Annotated in this window: 10 protein-coding genes and 2 tRNA genes; 9 read left to right on the forward strand and 3 right to left on the reverse strand. The window is 44.5% G+C overall.

Annotation, left to right across the window (positions count from 1 at the left end; genetic code table 11):
* Nucleotides 1–8: 8 nt before the first annotated feature.
* Nucleotides 9–85: transfer RNA gene (locus tag L876_RS0117260), tRNA-Met, on the reverse strand.
* Between the two features lie 276 nt (nucleotides 86–361).
* On the opposite strand from L876_RS0117260, the gene rlmKL reads away from it, so the two are divergent.
* The 5 genes from rlmKL to rmf all read left to right on the forward strand — a co-directional run bounded on the left by rlmKL (nucleotide 362) and on the right by rmf (nucleotide 6,880).
* Complete coding sequence (rlmKL, locus tag L876_RS0117265; RefSeq protein ID WP_028764945.1) at nucleotides 362–2,497, forward strand: bifunctional 23S rRNA (guanine(2069)-N(7))-methyltransferase RlmK/23S rRNA (guanine(2445)-N(2))-methyltransferase RlmL; 2,136 nt, start codon at nucleotides 362–364, stop codon at nucleotides 2,495–2,497.
* The gene (locus L876_RS0117270) at nucleotides 2,490–2,726 is read left to right on the forward strand and encodes a glutaredoxin family protein (protein WP_028764946.1); all 237 of its coding nucleotides are present in this window, start codon (nucleotides 2,490–2,492) and stop codon (nucleotides 2,724–2,726) included. Before rlmKL ends, L876_RS0117270 begins: the two co-directional genes overlap by 8 nt.
* Nucleotide 2,727: 1 nt before the next feature.
* A complete protein-coding gene (locus tag L876_RS0117275; RefSeq protein WP_028764947.1) occupies nucleotides 2,728–4,638 on the forward strand; it encodes an ABC transporter ATP-binding protein in 1,911 nt (636 codons plus the stop codon).
* A 26-nt stretch (nucleotides 4,639–4,664) separates the two neighbouring features.
* Nucleotides 4,665–6,518: a DUF3466 family protein gene (locus L876_RS0117280; RefSeq protein ID WP_028764948.1), complete on the forward strand. Its 1,854-nt coding sequence runs from the start codon at nucleotides 4,665–4,667 to the stop codon at nucleotides 6,516–6,518.
* 185 nt (nucleotides 6,519–6,703) lie between these two features.
* Nucleotides 6,704–6,880 carry a ribosome modulation factor gene (rmf, locus tag L876_RS0117285; RefSeq protein WP_028764949.1) on the forward strand — a complete coding sequence of 59 codons (177 nt, stop codon included), beginning with the start codon at nucleotides 6,704–6,706 and terminating at the stop codon, nucleotides 6,878–6,880.
* A 75-nt stretch (nucleotides 6,881–6,955) separates the two neighbouring features.
* Here the strand turns inward: rmf and fabA are convergent, their stop codons facing one another.
* Nucleotides 6,956–7,471 (reverse strand): bifunctional 3-hydroxydecanoyl-ACP dehydratase/trans-2-decenoyl-ACP isomerase, encoded by a 516-nt coding sequence (gene fabA, locus L876_RS0117290; protein ID WP_028764950.1) that lies wholly within the window; start codon nucleotides 7,469–7,471, stop codon nucleotides 6,956–6,958.
* 68 nt (nucleotides 7,472–7,539) lie between these two features.
* Nucleotides 7,540–9,255 (reverse strand): S16 family serine protease, encoded by a 1,716-nt coding sequence (locus L876_RS0117295; protein ID WP_028764951.1) that lies wholly within the window; start codon nucleotides 9,253–9,255, stop codon nucleotides 7,540–7,542.
* A 211-nt stretch (nucleotides 9,256–9,466) separates the two neighbouring features.
* Here L876_RS0117295 and L876_RS0117300 point away from each other — a divergent pair.
* The 4 genes from L876_RS0117300 (at nucleotide 9,467) to prpC (ending at nucleotide 12,692) form a co-directional block, all read left to right on the forward strand.
* A tRNA-Ser gene (locus L876_RS0117300) sits at nucleotides 9,467–9,557 on the forward strand.
* A gap of 377 nt (nucleotides 9,558–9,934) precedes the next feature.
* A complete protein-coding gene (locus L876_RS0117310; protein WP_028764952.1) occupies nucleotides 9,935–10,591 on the forward strand; it encodes a GntR family transcriptional regulator in 657 nt (218 codons plus the stop codon).
* Nucleotides 10,592–10,615: 24 nt separating this feature from the next.
* Nucleotides 10,616–11,494 carry a methylisocitrate lyase gene (gene prpB / locus L876_RS0117315; RefSeq protein ID WP_028764953.1) on the forward strand — a complete coding sequence of 293 codons (879 nt, stop codon included), beginning with the start codon at nucleotides 10,616–10,618 and terminating at the stop codon, nucleotides 11,492–11,494.
* A gap of 73 nt (nucleotides 11,495–11,567) precedes the next feature.
* Nucleotides 11,568–12,692: a bifunctional 2-methylcitrate synthase/citrate synthase gene (gene prpC / locus L876_RS0117320; protein ID WP_028764954.1), complete on the forward strand. Its 1,125-nt coding sequence runs from the start codon at nucleotides 11,568–11,570 to the stop codon at nucleotides 12,690–12,692.
* Nucleotides 12,693–12,715 lie beyond the last annotated feature (23 nt).

The raw sequence follows: 12,715 nt of genomic DNA on the forward strand, positions 1-12,715 counted from the left end.
AAAAGAATTGGTTGCGGGAGCCGGATTTGAACCGACGACCTTCGGGTTATGAGCCCGACGAGCTACCATACTGCTCCATCCCGCGTCCGTTGTTTAAAGCGCTTATGTTCTCATTAGTGGCACATGGTGCTACTGCTGAGGAATCATCACTGCTTCAAAGCGGGGCGAACTATATCGACAAGGATGCGCGAATGCAAGCAGGAATAACCTATTGTCGCCTAAGCGTTCATTAAAACAGCGAAATGCTGAGTGTTCATACGTATAAGGGGAATTATCATCGACAGTGTGCATAACTTTTTATCTTTTAATGTTTGGACAAGGTATAATGGCGAATTGATTTTTACAGTGTGTCTATCTATCCATGTTGAATTTTTTTGCTGCGGCCCCTAGAGGCTATGAATACGCATTATCGCTTGAATTAGCTGAACTTGGTGCAAGTGAAGTGAAAGAGAGCGTTGCGGGTGTCTATTTTTCAGCTTCACTCGAGCTTGCTTATCGCATTACCCTTTGGTCACGTGTAGCGAGCCGTATCATACTCGTTATCTATAAAGGCCCCTGCGAAACCCCTGAGCAGCTGTATAACGCTGCTTACTGCATCGATTGGCAAACGCACTTTTCAAATAAAAGCAGCTTCAACATCGACTTTCATGGTGTTGGTGGTTTTATTAAAAATTCACAATTTGGCGCGCTGAAAGTAAAAGATGCGGTAGTTGACCGTTTTAGAGATGATGGTTTGAATCGACCCGATGTTGCTCGTGTTGATGCTGATTTCAAAATTGATGCCCATTATCGCCGCGGCCAAATAACCTTGGGGATAAACTTCTCTGGTCCTGCGTTACATCAACGTGGTTATCGCGCGACAACGGGTGAAGCACCGCTAAAAGAGAACTTAGCCGCAAACATGCTGGTCAGAAGTGGCTGGACGCAATCAAAGCAAGATCTGCTTGACCCATTTTGTGGTAGCGGCACCATCTTAATTGAAGCGGCAATGGTCGCCTGTGATATCGCACCGGCTTTATATCGACAACGATTTGGTTTTCAAAAATGGCTGCGTCATCAAGACAAAGTGTGGGACGAGCTTCTGGAAGAGGCCAAAGCAAGAGCATCATTAGGTGTGAATCGCTGCGAAGTAAAATTCTTTGGTTCAGACATTGACTCACGCCTTGTGGCATTGGCAAAGCGTAATGCGCAAAACGCCGGTGTTGCCGAGTTGATTGAGTTCTCCGTTTCTAACGCGCTAGATGTTAAGCCTCCTGTGACCAGTGGTTATTTAATCACTAACCCACCTTATGGTGAGCGTCTCGGTACAGTGACCTCATTGCTGCAGCTTTATTATCAACTGGGTGATCGGTTTAAGAGTGAATTTGGCGGTTGGCAAATTGCCGTGCTTAACAGCGATATCGAGCTGTTATCTGCATTGAAGCTCAAAGCGGATAAGCAGATGAAGATGTATAACGGCGCATTAGAGTGTGCGTTCAACTTGTATACACTGCATGCCCAAAGCACACGACGTATTGATCCCAGTAAAGTGCTTCAGCAAGGCGGGGAAGTCAGTGAAGTTGCCACGTCATTTGCCAATCGTGTCAAAAAGAATTTTAAACAACTTAGCAAGTGGGCTAAAAGAGAGGGCATAGATAGCTATCGTCTTTACGATGCTGACATCCCTGAATACAACGTTGCTGTAGATATTTATGTTGATTATGTGGTTATCCAAGAGTACTCAGCGCCAAAGGATATACCAGAAGCCGTCACCAAACGTCGCTTAACTGATATTTTGTTGGTGTTGCCAAATGCTATTGGTGTGGATCCAGACAAGATTATCCTTAAGACGCGTGAGCGCCAAAAAGGGACCAATCAATATCAAAAACTCGATGCGAAAAAGCTAGAACTGCACACCTTAGAGTACGGTGCTAAATTCATTCTGAATTTGAAAGACTATCTCGACACTGGACTGTTCTTAGATCATCGTTTGACCCGAAAGTTGGTTGGTGAAATGTCAAAAGGTCGCGATGTACTGAACCTTTTTGCCTATACAGGCACAGCATCGGTACATGCTGCGCTAGGTGGCGCTAAGTCTGTAACCACTGTCGATATGTCAAATACTTATCTTAACTGGGCGCAGGAGAACTTTGCTTTGAACGGTTTGTCTGGTCGTCAGTATCAGTTTGTACAAAGTGATTGTTTACAATGGATAGCCAATAGCCAAGATAAGTACGATCTGATATTTATCGATCCGCCGACCTTCTCTAATTCTAAGCGCATGGAAGATTCGTTTGATGTGCAACGTGATCACGTGAGTTTGTTGACCGGATTGGTGAAATTGCTGGCTGATAAGGGCGAGCTGGTTTTTTCCAATAATAAGCGCAAATTTAAAATGGATATAGACGCACTGTCTGCGCTGGGACTGTCAGTTGAAAATATTGATAATAAGACGCTACCGCTAGACTACAAACGTAATCCCCAAATCCATAATACTTGGTTGATTAAGCATGCCTAATGAGGCGGCTTTTACCCTGTTTCACACAGATATGTGCCATCTGTGTGAACAAGCCCAAGAATTAATTGCATCATTAGGCATCATGTACAACACACAAGATATTTGTGAATCAGACGTTTTAGCTGAGCGATATGGGACCCGAATCCCAGTATTGATGCGCCAGCGTGATCATGCCGAACTAAATTGGCCGTTTGATATTGCACAGTTAACGCAGTTTATAGGAGCATAATTTGAGTCTCGTTCGTATTAACAATGGTTCATTGGCCTACGGTTATACGCCGTTATTACAAAAGGCAGATTTTACCATTGAGCCAGGAGAGCGTGTTTGTATTGTTGGCCGTAATGGCGCTGGTAAATCGAGCTTAATGAAAGTGCTTTGTGGTGAGGTATTACTTGATGAAGGTGAGTTTAATATCGCCAGTGACATCAAAGTTAGTCGCTTACAACAAGATCCACCGAAAGCAGAGAAAGGCACTGTATACGCCTATATTTCCGCAGGTCTGCAAGAGGTGGGAGAAAAGCTAGAGCGCTATCACCAGCTTTCACATGATGTAGGGACCGCTGCGCCAGATGAAATGGAACGCATGCTTAAGCAGATGGAGCGTCTTCAGTCAGATATTGACCACCTTAATGGCTGGCAACTTGATACACGTATTAATCAGACCTGTGAATTGTTAGCGTTGGATGCCGATGCTAATTTGACCAGTTTGTCCGGTGGATGGCAGCGTAAAGTTGCGTTAGCCCGAGCGCTCGTTAGTGAACCTGATCTATTACTCCTCGATGAGCCAACTAACCATTTGGACATCGACACCATTGAATGGCTAGAAGAGTTTTTGCTGAGTTATCGCGGTGCTATCGTATTTATCAGTCACGATAGGGGCTTTATTCAGCGTATGGCAACGCGTATTGTCGACCTTGACCGTGGTGTCGTGACTTCATGGCCTGGTAGCTACCAAACTTACTTAGATGGTAAAGCCGAGTGGTTGCGCGTCGAAGCCGAGAAAAACGCCCAGTTTGATAAGAAGCTCGCCGATGAAGAGGTGTGGATACGCCAAGGGGTTAAAGCTCGTCGCACCCGTAACGAAGGGCGCGTGCGTGCTCTTAAAGCCTTGCGTGCAGAGCGTATGGAGCGCATCAATCGCCAAGGCGGTGCAAAAATGGCCGTAGCAGACACCGAGCGCTCAGGTAAACTTGTTTTCGATATTGAAAATCTCAATTTTAATTTACCAGAGAAAAACCTAGTTAAAAATTTCAGCACATCAGTGATGCGTGGGGACAGAATCGCCTTAGTGGGCCCTAACGGTTGCGGCAAGTCGACGTTGATAAAATTGCTAATTGGACAACTCGAAGCGCAGTCGGGTGAAATAAAGGTAGGGACTAAGCTTGAAGTGGCTTATTTCGACCAATATCGTGAAGCGCTCGATCCTGAGAAGACCGTTGAAGATAACGTAGGTGAAGGCAAGAAAACAGTAACCATCAATGGTCAAGACCGCCACATCTTGAGTTATCTACAAGATTTTCTCTTTTCGCCAATGCGTGCACGTACCCCAGTTAAAGCACTATCGGGCGGCGAGAAAAACCGTTTGTTATTGGCGCGGTTATTATTGCGCCCTGCAAACCTCATCATTCTTGATGAACCAACAAACGATCTTGATATTGAGACCTTAGAGTTGTTAGAGTCACTGCTGACTGATTATCAAGGTACTTTGTTGTTGGTAAGTCATGACCGTGCCTTTATCGATAATACGGTAACCAGCTCTTGGTGGTTTACCGGTAACGGTGGCTGGAGTGAGTATGTTGGTGGTTATCAAGATGCCGTTTCTCAAGGAGCCAAATTTTATTCTGAGGAACCAGTTGCCACAAATGCTGTCCAACCTCAAGTTGCAGCGCCTGTTGCGCCGACAGTGGCCAAAGTAGAGAAGAAACTGTCGTATAAGTTGCAGCGCGAACTTGAAGCCTTACCTGCAAAAATGGAGCAATTTGAGGCCGATATTGAAACGTTACAACAGGTGATTAGTGAACCAGATTTTTATGCTCAAGAGCAAGATATTGTGAGCAGCCGTTTAAGCGAACTTGCTGAACTAGAACAGCAATTAGAAGTTTGTTTTGAGCGTTGGGAAGAGCTAGAAGCCCTCAAGTAAGCGAAATAATAATAGGAATTTAGTTAATGAAGTTGAAGTTTGAGAAAGCCTTGTCGTTAGTGGCTGTAGGAGTTATAGGCGCATTACAAACCGCTTATGCAGCACCTGTTTATGAGATCCAGAATATTGAAGACTATGATCTTAATGGCACCATTGAAGCCACGCGAAATGGTTACGGCATGTTCGTCAATCAGGACGAGAAAATGGTCGGGATCTCAAAGGGTAAAAAGAAGCTTGAGGTTAATGATGAAGATGGCGGTGTCATCGATATTGAGGATGGCATACCACCTGAAGAGCTAGTGAGTTATTCGATCAACAAGCCGATTTTGGCAAACAACTTTACTTTTATCGCTGACGGAAATGGCGCTGATGGCAGTTGGTTGCCGACATTTGAGTCTGTATTTGGCACCACTCCACCCAAAGATACCGATGAAGATGTGCCAGAGACGATCAACTCTATCAATGCTTATTACTATGGTATTAATAACGGTGGTAATAAAGTGGGGGCTTATACGGCTCCTGAGCAAAAAACAGAGTTTACTGGTGAGAGAAATTCAACGAACCAAGACCAAGAGTATTGGTATTATCGTGAGTTTGAAGAGCGTGGCTTTATTAAGACTGCCGCTGGTGCAGAGCTGCCGCTTGTGCCGCCTTATACGGTATACACCAAAGACGATACTAATGTCACGGTAGGTGGTGTTTCGGTCGCCGCCGCGATCAATGATAATAACCTTGTGACAGGTTATGCTACTACAGAACTGTCCAAGACGAGTCAAGCAAATGTCGATAAGTGTATTTCTGGTGAAGATTATCCAATAGATGTCTGTTTGCAAATAGCTCAATATCCAGACTCTAGGGGCTATAAGGGTATTTTGTATCAAACGCGTGCATTCTTGTGGCAGTTTGATGGTACCGATGTCACACCAACTGAGCTACCTTTAGGGCTGACGTCTACATCTGATACTGTGTTTACCGCGCAAGGGTTAGGGCTGAATAGTCAAGGCACAGTGGCAGGGCGTTCACATGTTTATCGTAATAACGATAAAGATAAACTTGCCTTTGACGCCGCCTATTGGACCAAAGCCGATGATGGTAGCTACCAGTATAATTGGGTTAAGATGAGTAACGATCAGTTGTCTTCTATCGCCTACGATATAAACGACAACGGTATTTTGGTCGGTAGTTACCGACAGTATTTAGAAGGCTATCCACGTGATAAGTTCTTCTATTTAGACACTAACGCTGAAAATCCAGAATACGTCACCCCTAATGACTTTTATGAGACTATTTCTGATCTGGGTTCTCGACCAAGAGATATTAACAATAAAAATCAAGTGGTTGGCTACATAGAAACCACCCATGAAAAAGAAAAGCCACGGGTGAAATCGGGTTTCTTATTTGATAAAACGACCGACGAGTTTAATGACTTAAATGATCTTTTAGTTTGCGAATCTAAGGGCTATGAGCAAGACTCAAGTGGTAATTGGATGCGTCATAGAGTCAAAGTCACTGACGGTACTGGCGAAGAATTAACATACAGTAGTGAGATCCGTATTGTTGAGGCAAACAGCATCAATGAAGAGGGCACAATTGTCGGTACAGCGTTTATTCGTAAGCCTTCTTATCAGTTTGATACAGACGGTAAGCTGATCATTGGTGAAAATGGTTTACCTCTGTTTGAATTAAATGCAAATGGAGAGCCTGTAACGTCGTACATTCCACGTATGGTGGTGCTAAAACCTTCAACATCGGGTGCGGCATGTACAGTTAAAGATGATGACAACTCAGGTAATGAAGATTACGTTCGCAAAGGTGCTGCCAGCTTTGCTTGGTTATTTGCACTGCCACTGATCTGGTTTAGACGTCGATTTTCGCGTTAATGCTAGTTAGAACTTATTGAACTAAAAATCGAGGTAAATGCCTCGATTTTTTTTAAATAATGAACTCATAAGGTTAAAAAATAACCGTCAATAATCACGATTTTTTGATTGATCTCGAGTAAAAAACGTTCTATTTCTATGAGTGAGGCTTCGGCTTCTAGGATTGAGAAACAGAGGATGCTTGCATGAAAAGACAAAAAAGAGATCGTTTAGATAGAGCTTTTTCAAAAGGATTTCAGGCTGGGATTGGTGGCCGCTCTAAGGAGAATTGTCCTTATTCAACGTTAGACTCTAAGTCACAGTGGTTGGGGGGCTGGCGAGAAGGTATTGATGGTCGTCTCAGCGGACTGTTTAATAAGTAATGCGAAGTTTGCCCTCATAAATGAGGGCATTTTTATGTAGGGTACAAAGTTAATGTGCGTTAAGCTATGGAGAAATTAGAAGCTTGAAGTGTCAGTGAAAATACCCACTTTCAAATCTTTTGCTGAATAGATTTCACGTCCATCAACTTCCATTACCGCATCAGCAATGCCCATAACAAGTTTTCGGTAGACTTTACGCTTAATAGTCAGCTTGTAAGTGACTTTTTTTGCATCGGGTAAGACTTGGCCTGTAAATTTCACTTCGCCAACACCTAGCGCACGTCCTTTGCCCTCAGCACCTTCCCAACCTAAGAAGAACCCAACAAGCTGCCACATGGCATCTAAACCTAAGCAACCAGGCATAACAGGGTCAGTTTCAAAGTGACAGGCGAAAAACCACAATGACGGATCGATATCTAGCTCAGCAACAATTTCACCTTTACCAAACTCACCGCCATCTTCATTAATTTTAATAATACGATCGATCATCAACATGTTGTCGATAGGCAGGCGAGGTGAGTTTGCGCCAAATAGGCTACCGTGGCCACAAGCCACTAAATCTTCTTTACTGAAACTGTTTGCTTTATTCATTATCCACTTCAACTCTAGCAATTTGAGCTGCCAAGATTAGCGAACACGTGTACGCTAAACAACTCCGATCAGCTAGAAAGTTTCAATTTATCGAGCCACTTGGCAAAAATGGAGCGATCGTCATCAGGGTAACCCGCCAGTCCTTCTAATCGAGCTTGCACTAGCCCATACAGGGTTTCATCGGGGAATTGACCATCTTCGTCAGCAATGCCTGCAGGGTGCTTCATGAGGATAGTCACAGCTTCATCAATATGCTCGACTTGATAGAGATGAAACTGTTTTTGGCTGATAGCATTGAGAACTTCACGTTTAAGATTCAGCTGTTGCACGTTGGATTTGGGTAATATCACTCCCTGAGAACCCGTGAGTCCCCGTCGTTGACATAGGTCGAAGAACCCTTCAATTTTTTCGTTCACGCCACCAATAGCTTGAACTTGGCCAAATTGATCAATAGCGCCAGTGGCAGCAATCCCCTGATCTATGGGTTGTTCTGCAATCGCTGACATTAGCGCGCAATACTCAGCCAGCGAGGCGCTATCACCATCAATCTCTTGATAAGACTGTTCAAAAACAATGTTGGCATTGAGGTGCAGTGGTGCATCTTTACCGAAAATACGGTACAAGCATGATGATAAGATCATTAAGCCTTTTGCATGGATGTTACCGCCTAGTTCTGACTTTCTTTCGATATCGGCAACTTCACCGTCACCATAGTGAACCGATGCGGTAATGCGAGCAGGTTCACCATAACAATACTCTGCTGCATCGAGTACGGTTAACCCGTTGATTTGGCCTATCATGGTGCCTTGAGTTGGCAGGTTGATAAAATTATCGTCGAAACTCTGTGCTGAAAGTTTTTGCGAGGCATTATGACGATGAGTTTGCTGTGTTAATGCATATTGAATGGCGGAATCATCGATGATGTCGGTGTCATTATAGGCGCAGGCTTGCTGTAATAGCTGAACCATGGGATCGGTCATTAATGACAGATGCTTTTGGTGGTCGGCTAAGCGTGAACTGAAAGCAAATATGGGGGCTAAAGCTGATTGGACTAAGGTGATATGACTCTCTTTTGCCAATGCAACTAACCACTCTAGGTAGTCATGCTCGGTATGCTCAGGCAGTGCTATCTCATCAACAAGTTCACCTAACAGAGGAAATGCTGAACTAAATGACCGCTCTTCTACGTAGGACACGCTATATAGTGCACTGCTACCCACCAAGACAATTTTGCAATTCAGTGGGATAGGTGGCAGTTTTGGGTGCACGGTATATTGTCCCGTGTTGGCAATACCGAGGATTAGTTCCCATAAAGGCTCTCGTTTCCAGAGCGATTCGGCGCAGATGAACAGATAGTGTGCGTTAGCTAATGCGCCCCCATGATAGGTCTCTTTACCATCAGATGATAGGTGACCAATAAGATCTCGGCGTTTAATATTGCCACTTAAGTATTGGTAGGTCGCGTTAGTTTCACTAATGCAGGCATCACTCGATTCACCTTGCCATAGTAACTGCTGTTTCTCAGCGTCAACTATTTGGTTTAGAAAAAGCTTTGCTGGTGCAGGCTGGCTTGCCACCAGTGCGGCAATGAGTGGTTGCCTGTCAATACTGCGTTGATCGGCCAAGTACATGTGCTGTCCTTGGGTTTTCGTTAGCAATGTAAAAGCATCTAAGGTTCTTGCTTGTCCTAATAGTCTCGCATTGGGGTCATAAGCGATATCTGCAATAAGGGGGATGGTAAAATCAGGAGACAGTGATGCGTTAGGAATTGAATTGGCGTTCATATGAGGGAGCTTTATTTAAACATCGTCAGATGTTAACACAAATTTACTGTCTCTCTATGTTGTTTATGCTTCAGCTGGAACTGTTAGGCTTGATTCGACGTCATCGATCCCGGTTTTAGATAACGTTTAGTTTGAATTATGTGCAGTTGAGGTGTTTTTTACTTTTAAGGGTTTACAAGTCTCCTCGATGCTTATAATATTCGCCGCGTTCGGAGAGATGGCAGAGTGGTCGAATGCACCGGTCTTGAAAACCGGCACGGGTTTATAGCCCGTCTAGGGTTCAAATCCCTATCTCTCCGCCACATTAAGACAAAGGGCTTCCAGTAATGGAAGCCCTTTTTCGTTTTAAGCTTCGACGTGAGCGACTTATCTCTCCTTGAGAATGGAGGTTGTTTGCACCTTGGGTTCCTCTTTGATAAATGCCTGTCCAATCAGCTTCACATTAAAAGGGCTACCAGCAGAGTTATCTTTGCTTTGCATTCTCACTCTGAATGAATCGCCGCTTAAGCTCATTTCCCCATCATAATAATTGTCATATCAGTGCAGTTAGCACGCTTGTTAATACTTTAGTCTACTTATTAACATTTTTGTCGACAATATAGCCGTTTAAAGTTGAATTATTGCCTATATCACTCTATATTGTCGACAACGTAAATAATTAGCTAGGTTTAACCATCTGATGACAAGCCCCGTTAAACAGCCCGTTACCGCAGCAGATAAGACCTTTTATCAACTCAGGTTAGATATCGTCGAAGGCGAAATTACGGCTGGCTCTAAGCTAAGTGAAACTGAATTGTCGACAAAGTATGGCGTCAGCCGCGCCGTGATCCGTGAAGCGATAAATCGGTTAGAGTCGTGTCATATTGTTGAGCGTAAAGCCAATGTTGGTGCAAGAGTCGTGGCGTTAACCGCTGACGGGCTTTTAGCGTTATACCAAGTACGAGAATCCCTAGAGGGTATGGCTGCACGATTAGCGGCAAAAAATATGACTGACGGTGAGATTAACGAACTGGAAGCCTTACTTAACAGCCACTTTAAAGATGTAAAACAGGGGGAGTCATACTATCAAGAGGCGGGTGATGTGGATTTTCATTATCGCATCATACTTGGCAGTAAAAATAAGCACCTTATCGCGATGCTATTTGATGGCATTTATCATTTAGTCCGCATGTATCGAGTGCAGCTGGGTATGGCTGGTCCGCGGGTAACAACCGCTTTTGATGAACACAAGCATATCGTACAGGCGATAGCTAACCGAGATGAAGAGTTGGCAGAGATGTTAATGCGTCGCCATATCATGTATTCAAAAAATAATATTCATAGCAAGCTTTCATAAATCAAACATTAAGAGGAATCGAGCATGAGCGCAGGTAAAAAGTTTCGTCAAGCGTTAGCCGACAATAAGCCACTGCAGATTGTAGGCACGATTAACGCCTACTCAGCCATGATGGCTAAACAGATAGGCCATAAGGCTATTTACCTATCCGGTGGTGGGGTGGCCAATGCTTCCTATGGATTACCTGATCTAGGGATGACCTCACTTAATGATGTGATTGTTGATGTGCAGCGAATTACCGCCGCTTGTGATCTGCCGCTTTTGGTGGATATCGACACGGGATGGGGTGGGGCATTTAATATTGCCAAAACTATCCGCGACATGGAAAAAGCGGGCGCAGCGGCAGTGCATATGGAAGACCAAGTTGCGCAAAAACGCTGTGGTCACCGTCCTAATAAAGAGATTGTGTCAACAGAAGAGATGGTGGATCGTATTAAGGCTGCGGTTGATGCTCGCACCGATCCCGATTTCTTTATCATGGCACGCACCGATGCATTTGCTCAAGAAGGATTAGAAGCGGCTATCACAAGAGCCAAAGCTTATATTACGGCAGGTGCCGACGGTATTTTTGCCGAAGCGGTACAAACTGAGGCGCATTATCGCGCTTTTGCCGAAGCACTGGATGTCCCGATTTTGGCTAACATTACCGAGTTTGGGCAGACTGAACTGTGGAATAAACAGCAGCTAGGAGACTGGGGAGCAGACATGGTGTTATACCCTCTGAGTGCCTTCAGGGCGATGAATAAAGCGGCTGAGAATGTCTATAACGCCATTCTCAACGATGGTGATCAAAAAGCCGTTGTCGACACCATGCAAACGCGTATGGATCTTTATGATTATCTTGGTTACCACGATTACGAGCAGAAGCTAGATAGCCTATTTGCTGAAGGTAAGAATAAGTAATACAACAGCAACAATGTAAACCCTACAACTTTAGCCTTGTGCTAGGGGCAGATAAAAATAATAGGAATAAGTTATGGTTGATAAGAAATTAAGTGGCGCAGGCCTTCGTGGTCAAAGCGCAGGTGAAACAGCCCTGTGTACCGTGGGAAAATCAGGTTCTGGTTTAACCTATTGTGGTTACGATGTTTCTGATTTGGCAGATAATGCTACTTTCGAAGAGGTGGCCTATTTACTCTTTAATGGTGAGTTGCCAACCGCTGCGCAGCTTGATAGTTATAAGAGTGAGTTAATGGTGCTGCGTGATCTGCCGCCAGCACTTAAAAAGGTGCTACAACTTATTCCTGCTGATGCTCACCCAATGGATGTGATGCGCACGGGGTGCTCATTTTTGGGTAATTTAGAGCCTGAAAATGATTTCTCTACGCAACATCAAGCGGCCAATCGCCTGCTAGCGGCATTCCCTGCCATCATGTGCTATTGGTATAAATTTAGCCATGATGGGGTTGAAATCGATTGTGTCACCGATGAGGATTCAATTGGTGGTCATTTCTTAAAACTACTTAATGGCACTAGCCCATCGGCGCAACATCGCCGTGTGATGGATGTGTCGTTAATTCTCTATGCTGAGCATGAATTTAACGCTTCAACCTTCACTGCCCGTGTTTGTGCTTCGACTTTATCTGACATGTATTCGTGCATTACAGGTGCTATCGGTTCACTGCGTGGCCCCTTACATGGTGGTGCTAATGAAGCCGCAATGGAGATGATTCAGAAGTTTAGTTCACCTGCCGATGCCAAAGAGCAGATGGCTGGCATGTTAGTGCGTAAAGAGAAGATCATGGGCTTTGGCCATGCTATCTATCGCGAGTCAGATCCGCGTAATGTCATTATCAAAGCTTGGTCGGAAAAATTGGCTCATGAGTTTGGCGATACCTCTCTTTATGATATTTCAGTGGCATGTGAAGAGTATATGTGGGACACCAAAAAGCTGTTTTGCAATGCCGATTTCTTCCACGCTTCGGCTTATCACTTTATGGGCATCCCCACCAAACTGTTTACACCAATTTTTGTCTGTTCACGCCTTACAGGTTGGGCGGCTCACGTGATGGAGCAACGTGCCAATAACCGTATTATTCGTCCTAGTGCGGATTATGTTGGTGCTGAGCCGCGTAAAGTTGTGCCGATCTCCGAGCGTTAGTCAGCCAGAGCAAGCGGCCTATG

The organism is Shewanella colwelliana ATCC 39565, assembly GCF_000518705.1.
GTDB classification, from domain to species: Bacteria; Pseudomonadota; Gammaproteobacteria; order Enterobacterales; family Shewanellaceae; genus Shewanella; species Shewanella colwelliana.

Bases quoted from the DNA above. Each gene is read 5' to 3' on its own strand.
- rlmKL (WP_028764945.1), top strand. From the start codon at position 362: ATGTTGAATTTTTTTGCTGCGGCCCCTAGAGGCTATGAATACGCATTA.
- L876_RS0117270 (WP_028764946.1), top strand. From the start codon at position 2,490: ATGCCTAATGAGGCGGCTTTTACCCTGTTTCACACAGATATGTGCCAT.
- L876_RS0117280 (WP_028764948.1), top strand. From the start codon at position 4,665: ATGAAGTTGAAGTTTGAGAAAGCCTTGTCGTTAGTGGCTGTAGGAGTT.
- rmf (WP_028764949.1), top strand. From the start codon at position 6,704: ATGAAAAGACAAAAAAGAGATCGTTTAGATAGAGCTTTTTCAAAAGGA.
- fabA (WP_028764950.1), bottom strand. From the start codon at position 7,471: ATGAATAAAGCAAACAGTTTCAGTAAAGAAGATTTAGTGGCTTGTGGC.
- L876_RS0117295 (WP_028764951.1), bottom strand. From the start codon at position 9,255: ATGAACGCCAATTCAATTCCTAACGCATCACTGTCTCCTGATTTTACC.
- L876_RS0117310 (WP_028764952.1), top strand. From the start codon at position 9,935: ATGACAAGCCCCGTTAAACAGCCCGTTACCGCAGCAGATAAGACCTTT.
- prpB (WP_028764953.1), top strand. From the start codon at position 10,616: ATGAGCGCAGGTAAAAAGTTTCGTCAAGCGTTAGCCGACAATAAGCCA.
- prpC (WP_028764954.1), top strand. From the start codon at position 11,568: ATGGTTGATAAGAAATTAAGTGGCGCAGGCCTTCGTGGTCAAAGCGCA.